General features: G+C 68.4%; 21 protein-coding genes and 1 other RNA gene. 6 read left to right on the top strand and 16 right to left on the bottom strand.

Going from position 1 to position 22796, the window contains the following annotated elements; all coding sequences use genetic code 11:
• Nucleotides 1-197: 197 nt before the first annotated feature.
• From VFE83_RS09385 to VFE83_RS09350, 8 genes are all read right to left on the bottom strand, one after another.
• Nucleotides 198-1676 carry a hypothetical protein gene (locus VFE83_RS09385; RefSeq protein ID WP_324905396.1) on the bottom strand — a complete coding sequence of 493 codons (1479 nt, stop codon included), beginning with the start codon at nucleotides 1674-1676 and terminating at the stop codon, nucleotides 198-200.
• A 110-nt stretch (nucleotides 1677-1786) separates the two neighbouring features.
• Nucleotides 1787-2449: a ribose-5-phosphate isomerase RpiA gene (gene rpiA / locus VFE83_RS09380; protein ID WP_324905394.1), complete on the bottom strand. Its 663-nt coding sequence runs from the start codon at nucleotides 2447-2449 to the stop codon at nucleotides 1787-1789.
• A gap of 42 nt (nucleotides 2450-2491) precedes the next feature.
• A complete protein-coding gene (locus tag VFE83_RS09375; protein WP_324905393.1) occupies nucleotides 2492-2962 on the bottom strand; it encodes an EVE domain-containing protein in 471 nt (156 codons plus the stop codon).
• The gene (locus tag VFE83_RS09370; RefSeq protein ID WP_324905391.1) at nucleotides 2959-3549 is read right to left on the bottom strand and encodes a 5-formyltetrahydrofolate cyclo-ligase; all 591 of its coding nucleotides are present in this window, start codon (nucleotides 3547-3549) and stop codon (nucleotides 2959-2961) included. Before VFE83_RS09370 ends, VFE83_RS09375 begins: the two co-directional genes overlap by 4 nt.
• Nucleotides 3550-3668: 119 nt before the next feature.
• A non-coding RNA gene (ssrS, locus tag VFE83_RS09365) (6S RNA) lies at nucleotides 3669-3855 on the bottom strand.
• A gap of 113 nt (nucleotides 3856-3968) precedes the next feature.
• Nucleotides 3969-4274 carry a cell division protein ZapA gene (locus tag VFE83_RS09360; protein WP_324905389.1) on the bottom strand — a complete coding sequence of 102 codons (306 nt, stop codon included), beginning with the start codon at nucleotides 4272-4274 and terminating at the stop codon, nucleotides 3969-3971.
• A gap of 7 nt (nucleotides 4275-4281) precedes the next feature.
• Nucleotides 4282-4503, bottom strand: a complete 222-nt coding sequence (locus VFE83_RS09355) for a TIGR02449 family protein (RefSeq protein WP_324905387.1) — start codon at nucleotides 4501-4503, stop codon at nucleotides 4282-4284.
• Nucleotides 4504-4576: 73 nt separating this feature from the next.
• Entirely contained in the window at nucleotides 4577-9154 is a 4578-nt protein-coding gene (locus VFE83_RS09350) for an EAL domain-containing protein (protein WP_324905385.1), read from the bottom strand.
• Between the two features lie 108 nt (nucleotides 9155-9262).
• Here VFE83_RS09350 and VFE83_RS09345 point away from each other — a divergent pair, with 108 nt between their 5' ends.
• Complete coding sequence (locus VFE83_RS09345) at nucleotides 9263-9802, top strand: UPF0149 family protein (protein WP_324905400.1); 540 nt, start codon at nucleotides 9263-9265, stop codon at nucleotides 9800-9802.
• Between the two features lie 136 nt (nucleotides 9803-9938).
• Nucleotides 9939-11270, top strand: a complete 1332-nt coding sequence (locus VFE83_RS09340) for an aminopeptidase P N-terminal domain-containing protein (RefSeq protein WP_324905383.1) — start codon at nucleotides 9939-9941, stop codon at nucleotides 11268-11270.
• A 3-nt stretch (nucleotides 11271-11273) separates the two neighbouring features.
• Here the strand turns inward: VFE83_RS09340 and VFE83_RS09335 are convergent, their stop codons facing one another.
• From VFE83_RS09335 to rph, 8 genes are all read right to left on the bottom strand, one after another.
• Nucleotides 11274-11666: a putative quinol monooxygenase gene (locus VFE83_RS09335; RefSeq protein WP_324905381.1), complete on the bottom strand. Its 393-nt coding sequence runs from the start codon at nucleotides 11664-11666 to the stop codon at nucleotides 11274-11276.
• 103 nt (nucleotides 11667-11769) lie between these two features.
• Nucleotides 11770-13089 carry a Xaa-Pro dipeptidase gene (gene pepQ, locus VFE83_RS09330; RefSeq protein ID WP_324905379.1) on the bottom strand — a complete coding sequence of 440 codons (1320 nt, stop codon included), beginning with the start codon at nucleotides 13087-13089 and terminating at the stop codon, nucleotides 11770-11772.
• Between the two features lie 91 nt (nucleotides 13090-13180).
• On the bottom strand, nucleotides 13181-13531 hold the full coding sequence (locus VFE83_RS09325; protein WP_324905377.1) for a PilZ domain-containing protein: 351 nt from the start codon (nucleotides 13529-13531) through the stop codon (nucleotides 13181-13183).
• The gene (locus VFE83_RS09320) at nucleotides 13528-15771 is read right to left on the bottom strand and encodes a DUF1631 domain-containing protein (RefSeq protein ID WP_324905375.1); all 2244 of its coding nucleotides are present in this window, start codon (nucleotides 15769-15771) and stop codon (nucleotides 13528-13530) included. The genes VFE83_RS09325 and VFE83_RS09320 overlap by 4 nt, the downstream gene beginning before the upstream one ends.
• 179 nt (nucleotides 15772-15950) lie before the next feature.
• A complete protein-coding gene (gene hemW / locus VFE83_RS09315) occupies nucleotides 15951-17153 on the bottom strand; it encodes a radical SAM family heme chaperone HemW (protein ID WP_324905398.1) in 1203 nt (400 codons plus the stop codon).
• 191 nt (nucleotides 17154-17344) lie between these two features.
• Complete coding sequence (gene rdgB / locus VFE83_RS09310) at nucleotides 17345-17947, bottom strand: RdgB/HAM1 family non-canonical purine NTP pyrophosphatase (protein ID WP_324905372.1); 603 nt, start codon at nucleotides 17945-17947, stop codon at nucleotides 17345-17347.
• Nucleotides 17944-18333: a VOC family protein gene (locus VFE83_RS09305; RefSeq protein ID WP_324905370.1), complete on the bottom strand. Its 390-nt coding sequence runs from the start codon at nucleotides 18331-18333 to the stop codon at nucleotides 17944-17946. The genes rdgB and VFE83_RS09305 overlap by 4 nt, the downstream gene beginning before the upstream one ends.
• A gap of 3 nt (nucleotides 18334-18336) precedes the next feature.
• Nucleotides 18337-19101, bottom strand: coding sequence for a ribonuclease PH (rph, locus tag VFE83_RS09300; RefSeq protein WP_324905368.1), 765 nt, complete (start codon nucleotides 19099-19101; stop codon nucleotides 18337-18339).
• 80 nt (nucleotides 19102-19181) lie between these two features.
• Between rph and VFE83_RS09295 the strand changes: the two genes are divergently transcribed.
• From VFE83_RS09295 to VFE83_RS09280, 4 genes are all read left to right on the top strand, one after another.
• Complete coding sequence (locus VFE83_RS09295) at nucleotides 19182-20042, top strand: YicC/YloC family endoribonuclease (protein ID WP_324905366.1); 861 nt, start codon at nucleotides 19182-19184, stop codon at nucleotides 20040-20042.
• Nucleotides 20043-20141: 99 nt separating this feature from the next.
• Nucleotides 20142-20768, top strand: a complete 627-nt coding sequence (gene gmk, locus VFE83_RS09290) for a guanylate kinase (protein ID WP_324905364.1) — start codon at nucleotides 20142-20144, stop codon at nucleotides 20766-20768.
• A gap of 222 nt (nucleotides 20769-20990) precedes the next feature.
• A complete protein-coding gene (gene rpoZ, locus VFE83_RS09285; RefSeq protein WP_324905362.1) occupies nucleotides 20991-21290 on the top strand; it encodes a DNA-directed RNA polymerase subunit omega in 300 nt (99 codons plus the stop codon).
• 287 nt (nucleotides 21291-21577) lie between these two features.
• On the top strand, nucleotides 21578-22796 hold a 1219-nt coding region (locus VFE83_RS09280), incomplete at its 3' end, for a RelA/SpoT family protein (RefSeq protein WP_324905360.1).

Here is a 22796-nt window from a genome sequence, read left to right as displayed (position 1 = left end):
CTAGGACCGGGCTTCTTCTTTGGCGTGGGCGAAAACCCAGCGCCAGGTTTGCGGTCGCGGCGGGGCGTCGCGATCCGATACCGTGCAAGCGAAGTCGCCCGGTGCGGACGATGAAATGTGCATGTGGCCGCACGTTCCGTGGACCCGACCTGGTGCAACGCGCGACACACAGATCGATCAGACGTGCCCTGCTTCGGTCAGAAAAGGGACGGCGGCGCATCAGTGCCATCCTGCGAATCTTCCGCAGCCGCGCCACGCGTCCAGCCGCCGGCCCCGAAGGTCTGCGGTGTCCGCGTCGGCCTGCGCTCGCCACGCCCTTGCGCTTTCCGGTGCGCCAGTTCCGCCATCACCTTGAACTGGCGTTCGCGCTGGAGCCAAAGTTCTTCGCCATGGTCAACCGGCTGCCGGCGGGTGCCGACGTCCTCCTCGGTTTCCGTCTGGGGGATGGTCGAGAACGGAATGCGCATCGGCGCGGCATCCTGCGCGAGGGCTTCCTGCATCGCGCCAAAGTAGAGCGTGTTGTTGCCGTAGCGCTGGTTGATCGAATCGAGCGCGGCGCTGACGGCCTTGGCGCGACCGCGTGAGGCGAGCAGTTCATGCGTGATGCTGCCCGCAGGCTCAAGATTGACCAGTGTCACGGCCACGGACAGCGGGGGATTGCGATGGGCGCGCCACCGCCCTTTGCGACCTGCCGCTTCGAGCGGCGAAAGTTGTTCGCCCAGCAGGTTGAGCAGCGCCGGGGTGTCGTCCAAGGGGGCAAACGCGATGTCACGCTCGAACCGTCGCTCCAGGCCGACAAAGCGGATCCGCAGCGATAGGCCGCCGGCGAGGAACCTTTCGCGGCGCAGGCGCATCGCGGCCTTGGCGAGCAGCTTGAAGAGCACGGCGCGCGCGCCCTCGAAGCTGCGCAGCTCCGGGCCCAGCACGTGCGAATGGCCGAGTGAGCTGCGCCGTTCGACGCGGCCGGGCAACTCATGCCCCTGCAACTGCAGCCAGTAGCGTTCGCCCTCGATGCTGCCCCAAGCCGTGCGCAGACGTTGCCGCGAGGCGGCGCAAAGTTGCTCGGCGGTGTGGATGCCCGCAAGTCGCAGGCGTTCCTCGACGGCCGGGCCGATGCCGCAGAAATCGCGCAGCTCCAAGCCGTGCAGCTTGTGCGGCAGATCGTGCTGCTCGATCACGGTCAGGCCGTCAGGCTTGTGCATGTCCGAGGCGGTCTTGGCCAGAAATCGGTTGGGCGCGATGCCGATCGAACAGCGGATGGCCGGACTGAACCCTTCCGCGGCCAGCTTCCGCTTGATGCTGTGCGCAATGGCTTCGGCGTTGTCGCGCTGGCGCTCACGGCCGATCAGCCAGCAAGGCACCTCGTCGATCGATTCGGCCTTGCCGTGCGGAATGCAGTCCTCGATCGCCGCCATCAGCCGGTGATGCATGTCGACGTAACGGGCCGGACGCGCCTCGCGCAGCACCAGATCGGGACACAGTTCCAGCGCCTCCCACACCGGAGCGCCGGTCTTCACCCCAAACGCCTTGGCCTCGTAGCTCGCCGCGATGCAGCAGGTGGTGGCCGACATCACCGGCACCACGGCGACCGCGCGGCTCAGCAACGTGGGATCGTCGTACTGCTCGACGGACGCGAAGTACGAATTGAAGTCGACGAAAAGGCAGCGCAGAGTCATCGGACGGCCGAGCCCACTCGGAGCTCACAGTGTCGCGCCGCCCGGTCGCTGCGGCGCATGCGATGCGATTGTGTTTGCGCTGTGTCTCAGCTGCTGAGACCGGTCGCCATTCAGAACACCAAGGGCGGTTCGCCGCCGACGATCACCACGTCTGCTGGCCGGCGCGCGAACAGGCCGACGCTGACCACGCCCGGGATCTGGTTGATCGCCTGCTCCAGGCCGACTGGATCGACGATGGAGAGCCCGTGGATGTCCAGGATCGCGTTGCCGTTGTCGGTGACCACGCCGGCGCCGTCGGCGGTCTGGCGCCACACCGGTTGCGCGCGCGTCATGGCCTGGATCTCGCGCGCCACCAGGCTGCGGGCCATCGGAATGACTTCCACCGGAAGCGGGAACCTGCCCAGGACGTCGACGCGCTTGCTGGGATCGATGATGCAGACGAACTTCGCGCTGGCCTCGGCGATGATCTTCTCGCGAGTCAGAGCGGCGCCGCCGCCCTTGATCAGCCGCTTGTGCGGATCGCACTCGTCGGCGCCATCGACGTACAGCGACAACGGGCCTGTGGCGTTGAGATCGAGCACTTCGATGCCGAGCGCGCGCAGCCGTTGCGTACTCTGGTCGGAACTGGATACGGCGCCCTTGATGCGATCGCTCATGCGGCCGAGCGCATCGATGAAATACGCGACGGTGGAACCGGTGCCGACGCCGACGATCATGCCGTCCTCGACATACTCAATGGCTTTTTCTGCGGCTAGACGCTTGGCTTCGGACATGTCGTTCGATTGGCTTGGGAATGAGTTGGGTGCGAGGCAGCTTTACTCGAGCGACAGCAGATACTTCCACTGCGCCGACGATACCGGCAGCACGGACAGGCGATTGCCGCGCCGGATCAGCGCGAAATCCTCGCCGAGCTTGTCGGCATGCTGCTTGATTTCGTCCAGGCTGATCGTGCGTCCGAGTTTGCGCTCGAACGCGACGTCGACAAGATACCAGCGCGGTTCCTCGCGCGTGCTCTTGGGATCGTAGTAGTCCGACTTCGGATCGAACTGTGTCTCGTCGGGGTAGGCCTTGCTGGCGACCGTCGCAGTGCCGACGATGCCGGGCACGTCGGTGTTGGAGTGGTAGAACAGCACGCCGTCGCCGACCTGCATGCCGTTGCGCATGAAGTTGCGCGCCTGGTAATTGCGCACGCCGTTCCACGGCTCGGTGCGCACGCGTTCCAGATCGTCGATGGAAAAGGTGTCCGGCTCGGTCTTCATCAGCCAGTAACGACGGCGAGCGCTCATGCGAGGGTCCTGCTGCAGTCCAGCGTGGTCGATTCGGTGCACACCGCGTCCAGCGCGACATCCCAGTCGGAGCATTCGAGCGCGTCGACACGCTGCGCGTCGAACGCGGCGCCCACGAGCCAGGGAGGCGCAGCGCGTCGCTGGCGGAAGGCGAAGCTGCGGTCGTACCAGCCGCCGCCCATGCCGATACGATGGCCGCTTGCGTCGAAGCCCACCAGCGGAGCCACGACCAGCGCCATGTCCTCCGGCTCCAGCAGCGAGGTCGGTGCGATGTCGGGTTCGGGAATGCCGTGACGATTGCTGACCAGCGGATCGCCCGGGCGCCAAGGCGCGAAGCGCAGCCGGCCGTCCTCGTGGAGCACCGGCAGACAGTAGATGCAGTCGGCGGGCAGGCGCAGTTGCCAGACGTGAAGGGCGATTTCGCCGTCGGTGGCCCAGTAGCCGGCGACGTAACCTGACGACGGCGCGAATGTCAGCGCGAGCAGGCGCTGCGCGAGCTGTTCGGCTGCGGCGATGCGCTGGCTGGCCGGAAGGGCGCGTCGGCGGTTGCGGAGTTCACGGCGAAGCGCCGTGCGGTCAGCCGTCATGCGGCGCGAAGTCCTGTGCTGCGGCGGTGTTCGCCGGGCGGTGGATCGGGCGTAAAAAGTTCGGGCGCGAATCCGCGCCCGAACCAGGGTGCGGTCTTTCGACCGCGACCGTGAGATGGAAGTCCTCCGCCAATGGCGATGCTTGCGAAACGACCTTGAACCCGGGGTTCAAGTGGGGACGCTTGGATGCCTTCGGGCTTCCCGCTACGAGGCGGACCTGCACTCCGGGCTTCCGCCGCGCCCCCGTGGTCGTCATTAAGGGACAAGGCGAATGTTTGCGCACGCTGTCGCGCACAGCAGAGGACGTGCGCGCAGTATAGCGCGAGCACCCTATGGCGTGTGCCCGCTCGTCGGCACGGGAATGGAACGGTTCAGTGCACCATCGCCGATGCGCTTTGCATCACGAATCGGCTGCGAATTCAGCGTGCAGGCGCGTCGAAAAGATCGTCGAGGCGGCGATGCAGATCGTTCAGCGTGCGCGAGAGTTCGCGATCACGCGAGGAGTGTTCGTCGCGAAGCTGCTGCAGGTCGTGCGCCAGGTTCAGCGCAGCGAGAACCGCGACGCGATCGAGCGCCGCCATGCGGTTGTTGCCGCGGATTTCACGCATCTTGCCGTCGAGCAGCTTGGCCGCCGCGAGCAGGCTCTCGCGTTCTCCGGGCTCGCAACCGACGGTGTATTCGCGGTCGAGCAGGCGGATGCTGACCACTTCGCTGGTGCTGCTCATTGCATGCTCACGTGTGCTGTTCCAGCGATTTCAGCCGGGCGATCATCGCCTCGACCCGGGTGCGTGCCTGCTCGTTCTTGGACAGCAGCGCGGAGCGCTCGCTCATCAGCTGTTCCTGCTGCTGGCGAAGGCTGCGGTTCTCCTCGCCGAGGCGACGCGCGCGCTCGGCCAGCTGCTCGACACGGTCGGCCAGGGACTGCAGTCGGGCGAGGAGTTCGGCGTGTTCCATGGCGGGCACGATAGCAGGGAGCCGTTGCCGGTCAAGGGCGCGGCCGGGAGCGCCGGCCCGGCCGCGCTCGCGGTCAGGAAACCGTGCCGACGGCCCCGGCGCCGGTGGGAACGGCGTGCGGCATCCAGGCCCGGATGAACGACAGGCAGCTGGCTGCTTCCAGCGGCCTGGACAGCCAGTAGCCTTGGATTTCGTCGCAGCCGCGTCCGCGCAGGAACTGCATCTGCGCCTCGGTCTCCACGCCTTCGGCGATCACCGTCAGTCCGAGCGAGTGCGCCATGGCGATCACCGTGGTGGTGATGGCCTCGTCGTCGGCATCGCGGGTCAGGTCGCCGATGAATTCCTTGTCGATCTTCAGCGTGTTGATGGGCAGGCGCTTGAGGTAGGCCAGCGACGAATAGCCGGTGCCGAAGTCGTCGATCGCCAGCCCGACGCCGAGCGAGCGCAGCGCATCGAGCGTGGCCGACGTCTGCCCGGCGTTGGCCATGATCACGCTTTCGGTGAGTTCCAGCTGCAGCATCTCTGGCGGCACGCCGCTTTCGACCAATGCACGCGCGACCTGCTTGGGCAGGTTGCCGCGCAGCAGCTGCAGCGACGACACGTTCACCGCCATCGTGAGCTGGTCCAGGCCGTTGAGGCGCCAGCGCTTGAGCACGCTGCACGCCTCGCGCAATGCCCATTCGCCGATGTCGAGGATGAGGCCGCTTTCTTCCGCCAGCGGGATGAACTGCGCCGGCGAGATGTCGCCCAGTTCCGGACTGGTCCAGCGCAGCAGCGCTTCCACGCCGGTGATGCCCGAATGGTCCAGCGACAGCTTGGGCTGGAACACCAGGCGCAGTTCGTTGCGGTCGAGCACGCCACGCAGCGCGGCCGAAATGGTGGCGCGGCCACGGATCTCCACGTCCATCGCCTCGGTGTAGCGCATAAAGGTGCGACGACCCGCGGCCTTCGCCTGGTACATCGCGGTGTCGGCATGTTTGAGCAGGTCGGTCGGCACCAGCGCGTGATCCGGATACAGGCTGATGCCGATGGACGGCGAAATCACCACGTCGTGACGCTGATCCAGATCCAGCGGTGCCTCGAAGGCGGCGAGCACGTCACGTGCGACCTGCTCGGCCTGCTCGACGCTTTCCAGGTTCTCCAGCACCACGGTGAACTCGTCGCCGCCCAGGCGCGCGACGGTGTGCTGCGACCCCACCGCGTGCTGCAGGCGGATCGCGGCCGCGCGCAGGATGCGGTCGCCCGCCGCGTGGCCGAGCGAATCGTTGATGTCCTTGAAGCGGTCCAGGTCGAGGAACAGCATCGCGATGCGGCTGTTCTGCCGGCGTGCCTTGACAATGGCGCGCGACAGGCGCTCGGACAGCAGCGCGCGATTGGGCAGGCTGGTGAGCGTGTCGTAGTTGGCGAGGTAACGCAGCTCCTGCTCCGCGCGTTTCTGGTCGGTGATGTCGCCCAGCACCGCCACGTAATGGCCCTGCTGTCCGCCGGCGTCGAGCACTTCGCTGGCCTGGAACCAGCACAGGAACTCGTCGCCGTTCTTGCGCTGCTGCCAGATCTCGCCCGACCAGCGGCCGTTGCGGCGCAGTTCGCCACGCACGTGCTGGTAGAACGCGGGATCGTGCTGGTCGCTGTCGAGCAGGCGTGTAGGCCGGCCGATCACTTCCGCGTCGTCGTAACCGGTCATACGGGTGAAGGCGGGATTGACCGAGACGAATCGGAACTCGCGATCGAACACCGCGACGGCCTCAATCATGCTGTTGAGCACCTGGCCGGCGATTCGGCGGTCGCGCTCGGCGCTGCGCACCGCCGTGATGTCGCGCGCCGTGCCGGCCACGCGCAGTGCGCGGCCGCTGGCGTCGCGTTCCACCACGCGCCCGCGCGCGCGCATCCAGACCCATTTGCCGTCGGTGTCGCGCACGCGGTGTTCGGACAGGTACAACGGTGTTTCGCCGCGCAGGTGGCGCTTGAGCTTGGCGACCGCGTGCGGAATGTCGTCCGGATGGATCTGCAGGTTGGTGTCGACCAGCGTCTCCACACCCAACTCCGGCGTGAGGCCGGCCTGGTCGTCGGCGCGCGTGCGGCGCAGCACGCGGCGCTGCAGGTCGTAGTCCCAGAACTGCTCGCCCGATGCCCACAGGGCCAGCTTCAGGCGTTCGTCGCGCTCGCGGATCTGCGCGAAGTATCCGCGTTCGCGGCGGCGATCCTGATGGCGACGCCACGCCAGCGCGGTCGCAAGGCCCAGCAGCGCGAGCACGCCGGCGGCGATCACCAGCGGATGGCGCCACAGCGGCGGCGCCACGTGCACCGGAATCTCCAGCGTCTGCGTGTTCCACTCGCCGTCGCGGTTGGTGGCCTGGGCGAGGAAGGTGTAGCGGCCGAACGGCAGGCGCGTGTAGGTGATGTCCTGCTGGGTGCCGTTGTCGATCCAGTCGCGATCGAATCCGTCCATGCGGTAGCGATAGCGGATACCGGCGGTCGGCGCGAAATCCAGCGCGCCCACGCGCAGGCGCAGCAGTCCCGCGCCTTCGTCCAGGTCCAGACGGGCGGGCTTCCACAGCGAGCGCGGATCGGCGGTCGCGTGGCCGCCGACCCACGCGCCCAGCAGTCGCAGCGGCGCGGTGTACGCCGTGTCCGGCATGTGCGCCGGATCGAACAGGTTGAGCCCGCGCACGCCGCCGAAGGCGATGCGGCCATCACGGAGCTGGGCCACCGAGCCACCGTGGAATTCGAGGTCCTGCAGACCATCGGCCAAGCCGTAGCGGCGCGTGCGTTCGCCGCGGATGTCGTAGCTGAGGATGCCGGCCTGCGTGCTCAGCCACAGCCGGCCCGCCGGACCTTCCGCGATGGCGAACACCACCGGCACCTGCTGGCTGCTCAGCGCGTCGGCCAGCGGATGCGCGAACCGGATCCGCCCGCCGGCTTCCTCGACCACGCGGCTCAGACCGGCGTGCGTGCCGATCCACAGCGAGCCGTCATGCGCCACGTGGAGTGCACGCACGCGGTTGCCGGGCAGGCTGTCGGGATCGTCGTTGTGGTGGCGGAAATGCCGCAGGCGTCCGGTCGCCGGATCGAGCACGTCCAGGCCGTCGCCGGTGCCGAACCACACATGGCCGTGGCGATCCTCTGCGATCGCATGCACGACGGGGTAGCTCAGGCCGCTGGCGTCGTTCTCGCGATACGGGAAGTGCTTCAGCTGGCCGGTCGCGGGCTCGTAGCGGTAGGCGCCGTAGCCGTGGCTGCCGATCCAGAGGGCGCCGTCGCGGCCCTTGCTCAGCGTGCGCAGCGGCGTGCGGTCCAGCCCGGGCAAGGGTGTGTGACGCGCCTGCCGCGATTGCGGATCGAGGCGGTACAGGCCGGCATCGGTCGACAGCCACAGGCCCGCGGCGTCTGCCGGCGCGAATCCGGTGACATGCGGCGCGCGGCCACCGTCGGCGAGCACCGCGGTGAGGTCGTCGAAACGGTCCTGCGACGGTTCGTAGCGCAGCAGGCGCGCGTTGTCGGTGCCGATCCACAACGCGCCGTCGCCGTCCTGCGCGACCGCGCGGATGCTGCTGGCGGAAGCCGGGTTGTCCGAGCGGCGAGGCTGGTCGAGATCGAACACGTACTGGAACCGGCTGCCGCGCGGGTCGGCGACCGCGACGCCGCGGAACTGCCCGCCGACCCACAGCATGCCGCCGCGGTCGGTCATCAATGCGTTGACCGAATCGTCCGGCAGGCTGGCGTCGATGGCCGGCTCCTCGCGCACGTCCTCGACCTGGCCGGTCGCCGGATCGAGGCGGCGCAGGCCATAGCCGTACACCGAGAACCACAGCTTGCGGTCGGGCGCCTGCGTGATCGCGCGCACGGCCGGGACCATCGCTTCGTCCACCGGCGCCTGGGGCCAGACGCGGACCAGTTCGCGTCCGTTGCTGTGGACCCGGAACAGGCCGTCGCGACGGCCTAGCCAGATCTGCCCGGCGTGATCCTGGAACAGGCTCATCACGGCCGCCAGCGGGCCGACGAGGTCGGGCGAGCCGCCGTCCAAGCGGTACAGGCCACGCGGGCTGCCGTACCAGGCCGTGCCGTCGCGTGCGGCCAGCAGGCTCTGTCGGCCGGCATTGCCGATGACTTCGCTTTCCAGCGGCAGCACGGTGTCGCGCTTGCCGGTTTCAGGGTCGAGCCGCTCCAGGCCGGCGACGGTGCCGACCCAAACCCTGCCGCGGTGCGGCAGCACGGCCATGACCTGGCGATGCGGGTGGCTGGGCGCGGACGCTTCGTAGCGCCGGATCTGGCCACTGGCCAGGTCGAGGCGGCTCAGGTATTCGGAGTAGGTGCCCACCCAGAGCGCGCTCGCGCCGTCCAGCGCCATCGCCGTGATGTTGCTGTCGGGCAGGCTGGCGGCATCGCGGGGGTTGTGACGGTAGGGCAGGTAGCGCTGTCCGTCGTAGCGGTGCAGGCCGCCCTGGGTGGCGACCCAGACGTAGCCTTCCGGATCCTGCGCGAGCGCGGTGACGGTGTTCTGCGTCAGCCCGCGATCGCTGCCCAGCCGCGAGAAGTAGTAGTCGCGGGTCGCCGCGGAAGCCGGAGACGCCACCATCGCACAGAGCGCGAGGACCGGGCCGGCGAGCCGGGCGAAGGAAAGGAAGGGGAGCTTGTGCGGACGCACGGACATCCATGGCTGGGTGCGGCAGAGCGCAGTGTAGGCCACGTATACGCGCTGGCAACAACCCGCAGGTTGCTACACTGCCGGCAATCCCCCGCATCCACGCCCGTGTCCGAAATCGAACTGCCCGACCTGTCCTCGATCGAGGCCGAGAGCCGCCAGTTGGCGCTTTCCGCATCGCCCTTCGAACTCCACGGCGGCCTGTGCGGCTGGCTGGCCGGCGGCGGCGCGTCGGTGCGTGAATGGCCGGCCAGGGTGCTGGCCGACGACCAGCTTCCGACGCCGGCGCCCAACGGCCCGCTGGACCAGCTGCGGCTGGCGAGCGCGGCGCAGCTGTCCGATCGCAGCTTCGATTTCGCGCTGCTGCTGCCCGATGCCGATGCCTCGCTGGCCGAACGCAGCGGCGCGCTATTCGAGTGGTGCCGCGGCTTTCTCGGCGGTTTCGGCCTGGCGACGGGCGCGCGCCCGAAGCTGTCCGACGAAGGCAGCGAAGCACTGACCGACCTGGCCAAGCTGGCGGCGGCGCAGGCGCAGAGCGACGGCGACGAGGAAGACGAAGAAGCGCTGGTTGAAATCGAGGAATTCGTGCGCGTGGCGGTGCTGCTGCTGCACGGGGACTGCGTGCTCGCCGCGCAGCATCGCCAGAAACTCAACTGACGCAGCCGGCCACTCCCGCCGCAGGCGGCTTTGCCGATGCGTCATCCCGGCGCAGGCGGATCGAGGCCGCAAGCACCTGCCGGAAAAGCAACGTCCATGGATTTCCGCCTTCGCGGGAATGACGAGCAAGAAGCGGATGCACAAACCCCTCACCATTCCTGCCAAGGCCTACGCCCGCCGCCGCCGCCAGTTGATGCGCATGGCCGGCGACGACGCGATCCTGGTGTTGCCCGCGGCGCCGGAACGCATCCGCAGCCGCGACACGCATTACCCGTATCGGCAGGACTCGGACCTGCTGTACCTCACCGGCTTTCCGGAGCCCGAAGCGGTGCTGGTGCTGGTGCCCGGCCGCAAGCATGGCGAGGTGATCCTGTTCTGCCGCGAGCGCGATCCCGAGCGCGAAAGCTGGGACGGCCCGCGTCATGGCCCCGAAGGCGCGGTGGAAGCGTTCGGCCTGGACGATGCTTACCCCATCTCCGACCTCGACGACATCCTGCCCGGCCTGCTCGAAGGTCGATCGCGCGTGTACTACCACTTCGGCCGCGACCAGGAGTTCGACCTCAAGCTGATCGGCTGGCTCAACCGCGTGCGCGCGATGGTGCGCCAGGGCGCGCAGCCGCCGCACGAGTTCCTGGAACTGGGCCATCTGCTCGACGAGTTGCGGCTGTTCAAGGATCGCGACGAACTGCGCCTGATGCAGCGCGCCGCGGACATCAGCGTGCTCGCGCACGAAGCGGCCATGCGTGCCGCGCGTCCGGGCGTGCACGAGTACGAACTGCAGGCCGAAGTCGAGCGCGTGTTCCGCGCCCACCAGGCCGAGCCCGCCTACAACAGCATCGTCGGCGCGGGCGCCAACGGCTGCGTCCTGCACTACCGCGCCAACAGCGCGCAGGCGAAGGACAGCGAGCTGGTCCTCATCGATGCGGGCGCCGAGTATCGCGGCTACGCGGCGGACATCACCCGCACGTTCCCGGTGAACGGCCGCTTCAGCAAGGAACAGCGGGCACTGCACGACCTGGTCGGCCAGGCGCAGGCCGCGGCGCTCGAACAGGCCCGCCCCGGCGTGCCCTACGAGGCCGGCCACGTGGCGGCGGTGGAAACGCTCACCGAAGGACTACTGCGGCTGGGCCTGCTGCGCGGAAAGCTGGAAAAGAACCTGGCCGATGGCAGCTACAAACGCTTCTACCGGCACAAGACCGGGCACTGGCTCGGGCTGGACGTGCACGACGTGGGCGAATACCGCATCGACGGCGAGTCACGCCTGCTCGAGCCCGGCATGGTGTTCACCATCGAACCGGGCGTGTACATCTCGCCCGACGACGCCAGCGTCGACGCGAAGTGGCGCGGCATCGGCATCCGCACCGAGGACGACGTGCTGGTGACCGCCGACGAGCCGCAGGTGCTGACGCAGCGGCTGGCGCGAAGCGCGGAGGAGATCGAGGCGCTGATGGCGCGCACGCGCGCCTGAGGCTTACTTCGGCAGGCCGTGGCCGCCGGCCGGCGCGGTCTTCACGTGGTCGCCGAATCCGGCGATCAGCGGTTTGGCCTTCGTGATGGCCTGCCGCACCGACGGCAACGAAAGCGATGCCTTGTGGCTGGCCTCGTCGTCCCAGACTTCGGTGATCCAGATGGCGTTCTCGTCGGCGAGGTCGCGCGCGACCACGTAGCTCAGGCATCCCGGCATGTCGTGGATGCCCTCCAGCAGGATCGAGATGAGCGCATCGCGCTGGCCCGGCGTGGCCAGCATCTTTCCGATCAGTCCGTACATGGACGTGTTTCCCGTGGGAGTGGCGAGGCCGGGCAGCGTCGTGGCGAGCGCGCCCGATGCGACGGTGACGATGAATGCGCGACGATCGAACGGCATGGGAACTCTCGCGGCAACGCGCCGATGCTAGTGGAAACGACTAGCGAAACGAAAACGCCGCGGCAGGCACGAGCCCACCGCGGCGTTCATCATGCGGGATCGATCAGGCGGCTTCGGCGAAGCCTTCGCGGGTGAGGTTGATCGGCTCGCCTTCGGTGCACACCACGTCGTCCTCGATGCGGATGCCGCCGAACGGCTTGAACGTCTCCACGCGCGTCCAGTCGATGCTGTCGGCGTGGCCGTTCTTCTTCACCTCGTCCAGCAGCATGTCGATGAAGTACACGCCGGGTTCGATGGTCACTGCCATGCCGGCGCCGAGCTCACGGGTGAGGCGCAGGTACGGATGGCCTTCCGGCTTCGCGATGGTGCCGCCGTCGTCGGACGCAGCGAAGCCGGCCACGTCGTGGACCTGCAGGCCGATGCCGTGGCCGATGCCGTGCGGGAAGAACGCGCTGCTGACGCCCGTGGCCAGCGCGGCCTCAGGCGACACGCGGATCACGCCGAAGTCGCGCAGGATGCCAGCCAGTGCGAGGTGCGCGTCGACGTGGATCTGCCTGTAGTCGGGGCCGGCACGCACCTGGTCGCACATCGCGCGCTGCGCCGCGTCGACTGCGTCGATCATCGCCTGGAACTCGCTGCCGGCATCGGCCGCGTACGTGCGCGTGATGTCGCAGGCGTAGCCGTCATGGCTGGCGCCGGCGTCGATCAGGAAGCTGCGCAGCTCGCCCGGCGGCAGGCGGTCGCGCTCGGTGTAGTGCAGCACGGCGCCGTGTTCGTTGAGCGCGATGATGTTGTTGTACGGCAGGTCGTTGGCATCCTGCGCGGCGGCTTGGCAATACACCAGGTGGATGCCGAACTCGCTCGCGCCGGCGCGGAACGCACGCTCGGCCGCGCGATGCGCGCGCACGCCGATGCGCGTGGCCTGCCGCATCATCTCGATCTCGTACGCGGTCTTGTAGGCGCGGTGGAACTCAAGGTAGTTCACAACGGCCGGCGGGTTGTTCGGCGCGTAGTCGCCCAGCGCGCTCTGCGGCTCGCCGAGGATCGCGCTGCGCGCCGCGTCGGGCAGGTGCTGGCGCGCCTCGTCGGCGGTGCGGATCACCACGATGTCGAAGTGGTCGACCCAGTAACCGCTCGGCGCCGACGGCACCACGTGCCAGTAGTCGAACGGCTGCAGGAATACCAGTTTGGGCTTCTGCCCCGGCGTGACGATCAGCCAGCTGCCCGGTGCGCGCGTCAGCGGCAGCCAGGCCTTGAATTGCGGGTTGACCGCGTAGGGATAGTCGCGGTCGTCGAACACCTGGTAGTGCAGCGTGCCGCTGGGCACGACGAGGTGGTCGAAGCCGCCGCGGGCGAGGGCCTGCTCGGTGCGGCGTTGCAGTTCGGCAAGGTGTTGCGGGTACAGCGCGGCGACAGTGCTCATTCGTATGCGAGGATGCGGAGTGCCGCCTATTCTGCCGCAAAGCCCCACAAGGTCCTGTGCCGGTCCGGCCGGCGACGGTCGGGAGCGCGGCTCAGGCCGGGTGCAGGTGGCCCGTATCCAGCCACTGGCGCAGCTGCTGCAACTCGCTCTCCAGCATGCTGATGAAACGGAAGCCCGACCACGTCTGCCCGGGCGTGCTGGTCTTGTCCTGCCAGAGCAGGTGCGCGCCGACCTCGATCGGGGAGCTCTGGTGCGGCGTGCCGCGCAGGTTGAAGCGCAGCTGGTACAGCGCGTCCTCGACCAGCGGCACGGTGGCGATCAGCAGCATGCCGCTTTCCGACAGGTTGCTGAGCTGGCCGATCACCGTGTCGGTCATGGTGTCCACCACCTGCACCGGCTCGTGCACGGTGCGGCGGCGCGCGCGGCGGAATTCCTCGTTCATGCGTGTGCCTCGGACGGAGCGTTGTTGCCGACCAGGTGGCCGAGAGCGTTCATCACGGCGCTCCATGCGCGGTCGACCAAGCGGCTCTTCTCGACGGTGACGATGCGGGCGCTGCCGGCCGCCAGCTGCCGCGCGAGACTGTCGAGCGACAGCTCGCCCACGCGCTGGCCGCGCTGGTTGACGAACAGCGCGTTGTCGGTGACCGGGCTGAACCAGGACAGGCGACGGCGGACCACTTCGCCCGTCCCGGCCAGGTCGAATTCGAACCAGGTACCGAACGGCAGCGCGCGCAGATGGCGCCAGCATTCCTGTTCCTGCGGCGTGCGGGCGGTCGGTTGCGCTTCGATGGGCGGCGTCTCCTCGGTGCCCAGGCGCGTGCGGGCCTTGAGCTTGAGCGCCAGCTCGGTGCGCGATGCGGCGTCCTCGCTGGTCGCGCCGGCCACCAGTTGCCGCGCGATCGCGCCGGCGTCCTCCACGTGATAGCCGACCTGCGTCAGCGCCGATTCGATGTCCTCGCCGACCGCGTCCGCGACCGGCCCGCGCTGGCCGCCGGAGTTGGCTTCCACGATCGCGCGCGTTGCATCGATCTGCCGCTGCCACTCGTCGGAATCGTCGCCGCCGCGCAGCAGGGTGAGCGTGAGCACGTCCGTCCAGGCCTGCGACAGCAGCGTATGCACGAACTTCGGCAGCTTCTGCTCGCCGACCACTGTCTCGATCGCTTCCGCGGCCTGGCGCTTGGCCAGCAGCAGTTTCTCCTTGCCGCGCGCGGCTTCGATGTGGCGACGTTCGGCGACTTCCGCCTTGCGCGCCATCGAGCGCAGGTGCTCCTGCAGCTGGCGATTGGCCGACTCGAACACACCGGCGTCGCCGTCGTAATGCTCCACGACGTGATCCACGGCACGTCGCAGCTGGTCATTGAGCTGCGGGTCGTGATCGTCCTTGGGCAGCCAGTGCGCACCGGCCTCCGCCACGGCATTGAGCAGTTGCCGCGCTGGGTGCTCGTTGCGGACGAAGAAGCCGCGGTCCTCGATCGCCAGCCGCACCAGCGGCACCTGCAGCCGGTGCAGCAGGTTGGAAACCGCCGGATCGGTGCGCAGTTCGCGGCCGATCTCGGTGTAGAACAGCTCCATCAGTTCGAAGGCGTCGCTGTCCTCGCGCGCGAGGAACGTGGCCTCGCCGCGCTGCTGGCGCGCCTGCGCGAGCAGGGTGTGGCGCACGTCGGTGAGGTTGCGCGGCGCGGGCTTGTGCGCGGGCAGCGATTGCAGCGCGCCCAGCGCGGAGCGCAGGTCCTCGCGCGACAACGTCGGGCGCACCGCTTCGCCGTCGGCACCGGTGCGCAGCTTGCCCATCAGTTCGCGGCGCGTGGACAGCAGTTGCTGCAGCAGGCCGAACGCTTCCTCGTCCAGCGCCATGCCGGCGCGGTCGGGCTCCGCCTGGCCGGGCCAGCCGGTCATCGGCTGCTGGCGCTCCTGCCATGCATCGGCCGGTTCGCGCTCGCGCCGCGGCGCCTGCTCGCGCGCTGCGGGCCGTGGCCGGATCGGCACGAACGACAGGCTGGGCAGCACGTTCTCGCGCGCCAGCAGCGCGTTCATGGTCTCGACCAACTGCGCATAGCCGGTCATCACCGCGTGGTCGTAGACCTTGTACAGCTGCAGCCGCGCTTCCGGGCTGATCTGCAGAGCGTGCGCGGCCTCCGACAGGATGCGCGCCAGTGCGTACGGCCCGACCGGCAGGCGCTCGGCGTCGAATGCGGGTGCGCCGGCCAGCACGCCGAAGCGCTGGCCCAGCAGGAGCAGCGGCAGGCTGGCGCGCGATTCCTGGCGCGCGGCGATCGTGCGCAGCAGGACCGCCTCGTCGGCTTCGTTGTGCTCGACCAGGCGAAGATCGCGAAACGCGGGCGGCGCGCCCGGCGTTTCGGTGACCGGCGCCGGTTCGCGGATGGTGGTCAGCGCGCTCTCGACCAGCGCCAGGTAACGCGGCACCAGGTCGGCGCGGTTGAGGCGCGTGGTGCGCAGGGTCTCGAGATGGCTCGCCTGCTGGGCCGGGTTGCGTGCCTGATCGGCGTGCTTGAACAACTGCTGCTCGAACTCACCCAGCATGTGTTCCAGCTGTCGCGACATCTCGTCCGAAATGAGCGCGTACAGGTGCTCCAGCACGCGCCGCACCCGATGGGGCAGCGGCGCAGAGGCCAGGGTAGGACGAGGGATCGAACTTCCCAAGGGTTCGAACGTTGCTGACATGCGGGATCCACCGTGTCGATAGCGTGATCATGCATCGACCCATCCTCGCCCCGCCAGCCTCGCGGCACCAGCGGTCCCTCAGCGGGCGACCACACCTTCCAACGTATCGCGGGCCGGCCGGAGGCCATGGCCGGCGCGTCGTGCGGTTGTCTTGCGGACAAACGTCGCGCCCGCGGCGATCAGAGGTTCGTGTAGCCGGCTACTCCATGCTGCGCTGCAAGTTCCTCGCCCAGGAACAGCTCGACCACGTCGTTGGTGAAGCGGCGGCCGAGTTCGGTCGGGCGCACGCGGTCGCCATCGCGCTGCAGCCATCCGCGCGCGCACGCCTCGTCCAGCTGCGGCGCGATCGTGCTCCGGTCGAGTCCCGTACGCGCTTCGAACGCCGACAGCGAAAAGCCGTCGACCAATCGCAGTGCATTGAGCATGTACTCGAAAGGACGGCGCGCGGGATCGATGCGGTCATCGCCGCCGATGGCTTCGGCGTGACCGGCTCGCGCCAGATACTGGGTGGGATGCTTGACCTTCCAGCGACGCAGGATGGTCTGCTCGGCGCCCAGCGTGATCTTGCCGTGCGCGCCGGCGCCGATGCCCAGGTAATCGCCGTACTGCCAGTAGTTGAGGTTGTGCACGCACTGCCGGCCGGGGCGTGCGTACGCACTCACTTCGTACTGCGCATAGCCCGCACCCGCCAGCATGGCCTGGCAATGCTCCTGCATGTCCCAGCTGAGTTCGTCGTCGGGAATGTCGCGCGGCGGCCGCGCGGCGAAGACCGTGTTGGGTTCCAGGGTCAGCTGGTAATGGCTGACGTGCGCCGGCTGCAGCGCGAAGGCGCGTTCGAGGTCGTGCTCCGCCATCGCCAGCGACTGGCCGGGCAGCGCGTACATCAAATCGAGATTGATGTTGTCCAGGCCCGCATCCTGCGCCAGCTTCACCGCGGCCTGCGCCTCGGCACTGTCGTGGATGCGGCCCAGGCGCTTGAGGCATTCGTCGTCGAAGCTCTGGATGCCGAAGCTGAGCCGGTTCACCCCGGCGGCGCGATACAGCTCGAAGCGGCCGTGCTCGGCGGTGCCGGGATTGGTTTCCAGCGTCACTTCGCAACCGGGTGCGAAGCGCAGCCGGCTGCTGGCGCCCTGCAGGAAGCGGTCGATGTGCTCGGGCGGGAACAGGCTGGGCGTGCCGCCGCCGAAGAACACCGAGTGCACCGTGCGGCCCCATACCAGCGGCAGGTCGAAATCCAGGTCCGCCAGCAATGCATCCACGTAGGCGTCGAACGGCAGCGCGCCGCGGCCTTCGTGCGAGTTGAAGTCGCAATACGGACATTTGCGCACGCACCAGGGCAGATGGACGTAGAGCGAGAGGGGCGGCGTGGTGAGCATCGGGATTTCGGACTGCTTATGACACGAAGGGTGCAGAAGCGGATGGACGCAGGAGGACGCAGATGATCGCGGATCAGGATGGGGCTTGCGGGCCACGCATGGCACATCGCTGAGCCCGAATGCATCGCCTATTGAGCGTACGCCTTGTCTGCGTGCCTCAGCGTCTTCTGCGTCGTCCGCGTCCAGGTCGTAAGGAATCAGCCAAGATCCAGCCGCCGGCGCAGCTCCGCCAGCGCCCGCCCTCGATGGCTGATGCGGTTCTTCAGCGCGGAATCGAGTTCAGCCGCCGAGAAGCCCTGTTCGGGATCGAGGAACACCGGGTCGTAGCCGAAGCCGCCCTCGCCGCGTCGCTCGTGCAGCACGCGGCCGTGCCAGACGCCCTCAGCGATCAGCGGTTGCGGATCCTCGGCGTAGCGCAGCAGCACGATCACTGCGTAGAAGTGCGCGGTACGCTCCGCGTCGGGAACGTCCTTCAGTGCGTCCAGTAGCTTGTCGATGTTGGCCTGCGCGTTGCCATGCTCGCCGGCGTAGCGCGCCGAATACAGGCCGGGGGCACCGCCCAGCGCATCCACGCACAGGCCCGAGTCGTCGCCAAGCGCCGGCAGGCCGGTCGCGCGAGCGGCCTTGCGGGCCTTGAGCAGCGCGTTCTCCACGAAGGTCAGGCCGGTCTCGTCGGCGTCGGACACGCCCATCTCGCCCTGCGTGACGAACTCGATGCCGCTATCGCCCAGCAGCTCGCTGAACTCGCGCAGCTTGCCGCGGTTGCTGCTGGCGATGACCCACCGCGTCGGCCAGTTCATGCCTTGGGCTCCAACAGGTCCCAGCGGTTGCCGTACAGGTCTTCGAACACGGCGACCGTGCCGTAAGACTCATGGCGCGGCGCTTCGAGGAAGCGCACGCCCTTGGCCTGCATCGTCGCGTGGTCGCGAGCGAAATCGTCGGTGTGCAGGAAGAAACCCACGCGTCCGCCGGTCTGCCGGCCGACGCTCGCGCGCTGTGCTTCGCCGTCTGCCTGTGCCAGCAGTAGCGCAGTTTCCGCGCCCTTCGGCGCCACGCGCACCCAGCGCTTGCCACCGCCGAGGTCGGTGTCTTCCAGCAGATCGAAGCCGAGCGCGTCGCGGTAGAACGCGATGGCCTCGTCGTAGTCGGCCACGACCAGGGTGACGCTGGCGAGGAACCGCTTCATGCCTCAGCCCGCGAGCGCGTCGCGCTGGCGGGCGATCAGTTCGTCGATGCCGGCCTGCGCCAGCGCGGTCATGGCGTCCAGTTCCTCGCGGCGGAACGCATGTCCTTCGGCCGTGCCCTGCAATTCGATGAAGCCACCGCCATCGTTCATCACGACGTTCATGTCGGTGTCGCAGGCGCTGTCCTCGGCGTAATCCAGATCCAGCACCGGTCCGCCGCGGTAGATGCCCACGGACACCGCCGCGACCGCACCGAAGATCGGATCGCGTGTGATCTCGCGTCGCGCCTGCAGCCAGCGCACCGCATCGACCAGTGCCACGTAGGCGCCGGTAATGGCAGCGGTGCGCGTGCCGCCGTCGGCCTGCAGCACGTCGCAATCGAGCGTGATGGTGCGCTCGCCCAGCAGCTTGCGGTCGACGCAGGCGCGCAGCGAGCGGCCGATCAGTCGCTGGATCTCCAGCGTGCGGCCACCCTGCTTGCCGCGCGAGGCCTCGCGGTCGCTGCGCGAATGGGTGGCGCGCGGCAGCATGCCGTACTCGGCGGTGACCCAGCCTTCGCCCTTGCCGCGCAGGAACGGCGGCACCTTGTTGTCGATGCTGGCCGTGCACAGCACGCGGGTTTCGCCGAAGCTGATCAGCACGGAGCCTTCGGCGTGGCGGGTGTAGCCGCGCTCGATGCGGACCTCGCGCATCTGCGCCGGGGCGCGCCCGCTGGGGCGGGCGACGGTGGCCGGGGATCCGGCGGAAGGGGCGACAGGCGAGCCGGACATGGGCCGAATTACCGATTTGAGGGCGCGCGAGTTTACCATTCGCCCCCTGTCGGCCCCGCGTGCCGACGTTGGACTTCCGCATGATCCGCAGCATGACCGCGTTCGCCAGCGGTGAACGCGCCACTCCCTGGGGCACGCTCGGTTGCGAGCTCCGCTCGGTCAACCATCGTTTCCTCGAACTGGGCGTGCGCCTGCCCGACGATCTGCGCGCGCTGGAACCGGCCCTGCGCGAGCGTGTGGCCTCGCGCGTGTCGCGCGGCAAGATGGACCTGACGCTGCGGTTGCGTGCGCCGGAAGGCGAGGGCGCGCTGCAACTCAACCCCGCGCGCCTGCGCGAGCTGAGCGAACTGGCGCTCGACCTGGAATCGCGCTTCCCGCGCCTGCGCACCGAGCTGACCGAGCTGCTGCAGTTCCCCGGCGTTCTGCAGGGCCCGGCCAGCGATCCGGCCGAACTTCAGGCGATGGCGCTGGAGCTGCTGGACGAAGTGCTCGACGAATTCGTTCGTGCGCGCGAGCGCGAAGGCGCCAAGCTCGCCGCCGTGATCAACGAGCGCATCGACGGCATCGCCGCGATCGCCGCCGACGTGCGCACGCTGATGCCGACGATCCGCGCCGGCCAGCGCACCAAGCTGGAAACGCGCCTGGCCGATCTCGCCCAGCCCATGGACAACGGCCGGCTCGAGCAGGAGTTGGTCCTGTGGCTGCAGAAGCTGGATGTGGACGAGGAGCTCGACCGTCTCGATGCGCACGTCAGCGAGGCGCGGCGCGTGCTGAAACTGAAGGAAGCCGTGGGGCGGCGCCTCGATTTCCTGCTGCAGGAATTCAACCGCGAAGCCAACACGCTCGGCTCCAAGTCGGTCGATGCGCGCAGTTCGGCCGCTGCGGTGGAGCTGAAGGTGCTGATCGACCAGGTCCGCGAGCAGATCCAGAACATCGAGTAGCGGGAATGGGGAATGGAGAATCGGGAATCGCGAAAGCGCCCCGACCGTTCCCACCCTCGCGCTTTCCGATTCTCCATTCCCGAATCCCGATTCCCGATCATGCGCGGAACCCTCTTCATCGTCGCTGCCCCGTCCGGTGCCGGTAAATCCAGCATCGTCAACGCCGTGCTGGCGCGCGATCCCAACATCTGCCTGTCCATCTCGTTCACCTCGCGCCAGCCGCGACCGGGCGAGCGGCACGCCGAGCACTACCACTTCGTCAGCGCGCGGGAGTTCGAGGCGATGGTCGCCGCGGGCGATTTCTTCGAGCACGCGCTGGTGCACGGCGACTGGAAGGGCACCGCGCGTCAGTCGGTCGAGCCACAACTGGCCTCGGGCAAGGACGTGCTGCTGGAGATCGACTGGCAGGGTGCGCGCCAGGTGCGCGAGAAGGTGCCCGACGCGGTGAGCGTCTTCATCCTGCCGCCGTCGCGGCAGGCGCTGGAGCAGCGCATGCGCAACCGCGGGCAGGACAGCGAGGACGTGATCGCGCAGCGCCTGGCGGCCGCCCGCGAAGAGATGTCGCATTACGGCGAGTTCGACTTCGTCATCGTCAACGAGCACTTCGAGACTGCCGTGGACGAGATGTGCGCGATCTTCCTGGCCAGCCGGGTCCGCCGCGACCAGCAGGTGGCCCGCCATTCGCGCCTGATCACGGCGCTGCTGGTGGACGATCCGACGTCCTGAGCCGGACAGGGCATCCGTAGCCAGGCAGGTCATCCGTAGGAGCCAGCTTGCTGGCGACCGCCGCTCGGGATGGGCAAATGTCGCCAGCAAGCTGGCTCCTACGGTATCGCTGCCCCTAACTGACTGATTCCTAAGGCCACACTTGCTCTTGGCAGGGCAGGCCGCTACACTCTGCGGTCCCTCAAAGCCTGTATGGACGGCCCGCCGGCCGCCAGGAGCCCCATGGCCCGCATCACCGTTGAAGATTGCCTGGAAGTGGTCGATAACCGCTTCGAACTCGTCATGATGGCCGCCAAGCGCGCCCGCCAGCTGGCCAACGGCGTCGAGCCGCAGCTGGACAACAGCGAGTCCAACGACAAGCCGACGGTGCTGGCGCTGCGCGAGATCGCCGCGCGCCGCATCGACACCGACTACATCGACGCCGTCGAGAAGTCCGAGCGCGAGCGCAAGGAGCGCGAGGCGCTGGAGTGGGCCGCGGCCGAAGTCGTGGCCGACGACGACATGTCCAAGGGCGACGACTGATCCCCCGACGCATCGAGCGCCCCTGTGGCGCCACGACGGCCCCGCCTTGGCGGGGCCGTTTTCGTTTGGATCCGGCTCGATTGGCGCAGCCCGGTAGGGAATCCGTGGGTGCCGTCCGACGCGCTTCGAGCCAAGGTGGAAGTGCGTCACCGGCTCCACCTTCACGTGACCCGGACACGCCGGCCATCACCAGACACCCGCATTCGACCCGCCCATAGGCTGGCCCTATTCAGCCGATGCACGCGCGCGCATTGCACGGCATGTCGCACCGCGCTTAGATTCCCACCATGAGTCCCCCGCAATCCGCGCCGATCTCCGCTGTCGCGCTGCCCGCCGTCGCGCCCGTCCTCGACGACGCCGACGTGCCCGATTACGTGCGCGAGCTGGAACAGGCCGCCGATTACCTACCGCAGGAGCAGCGCCTCCAGCTGCGCCGCGCCTGGGCGATCGGCGCGGCGGCGCACGCCGGGCAGACGCGCAAGTCGGGCGAGCCGTACATCACCCATCCCGTCGCGGTGGCCAAGGTGCTGGCCGACCAGGGACTGGACATGGAAACGCTGATCGCCGCGATCCTGCACGACACGATCGAGGACACCCCGCTGACGCGCGAAGGCCTGGCCAGCGAGTTCGGCGAAACGGTGGCCGAGCTGGTGGATGGCGTCACCAAGCTGGACAAGCTGCAGTTCCGCGACCGGCAGGAGGCGGCGGCGGAGAGCTTCCGCAAGATGCTGCTGGCGATGTCGCGCGACCTGCGCGTCATCCTGATCAAGCTGGCCGACCGCCTGCACAATATGCGCACGCTGGACGCGGTCAAGCCGGAAAAGCGCCGCCGCGTGGCCCAGGAAACCCTGGACATCTACGCGCCCATCGCCCATCGCCTGGGCCTGAACACGCTGTTCCGCGAACTGCAGGACCGCTGTTTCAAGGCCATGTATCCCAATCGCTACAAGGTGCTGCACAAGGCCCTGATGGCGGCGCGCGGCAATCGCCGCGAGGTGCTGGGCAAGATCACCGACGCGGTCAAGATCGCCCTGCCGGCCGCCTGCATCGAGGCGGAGATCTCCGGCCGCGAGAAATCCCTCTACAGCATCTTCTGCAAGATGGTCGAACAGAAGAAGTCCTTCTCGGACGTGCTGGACATCTACGGTTTCCGGGTCATCGTGCATACGCTGCCCGAATGCTACCTGGCCCTGGGCACGCTGCACCAGCTCTACCGCCCGGTGCCGGGCAAGTTCAAGGACTACATCGCCATCCCCAAGGTCAATGGCTACCAGTCCCTGCACACCACCCTGATCGGCCCCTACGGCACCCCCGTGGAATTCCAGTTCCGCACCCGCGAAATGGACCACGTGGCCGAAGAAGGCGTGGCTTCGCACTGGCTGTACAAGGAAGACGACGTCACGCTCAACGACTTGCAGAAGCGCACCCATCGCTGGCTGCAGTCGCTGCTGGACATCCAGAGCCAGACCGGCGATTCCGCCGAGTTCCTGGAACACGTCAAGGTGG

Source organism: Lysobacter sp. (genome assembly GCF_035655815.1).
Classification (GTDB): domain Bacteria; phylum Pseudomonadota; class Gammaproteobacteria; order Xanthomonadales; family Xanthomonadaceae; genus Lysobacter_J.
This window is presented reverse-complemented; position numbering and strand designations above follow the sequence as displayed.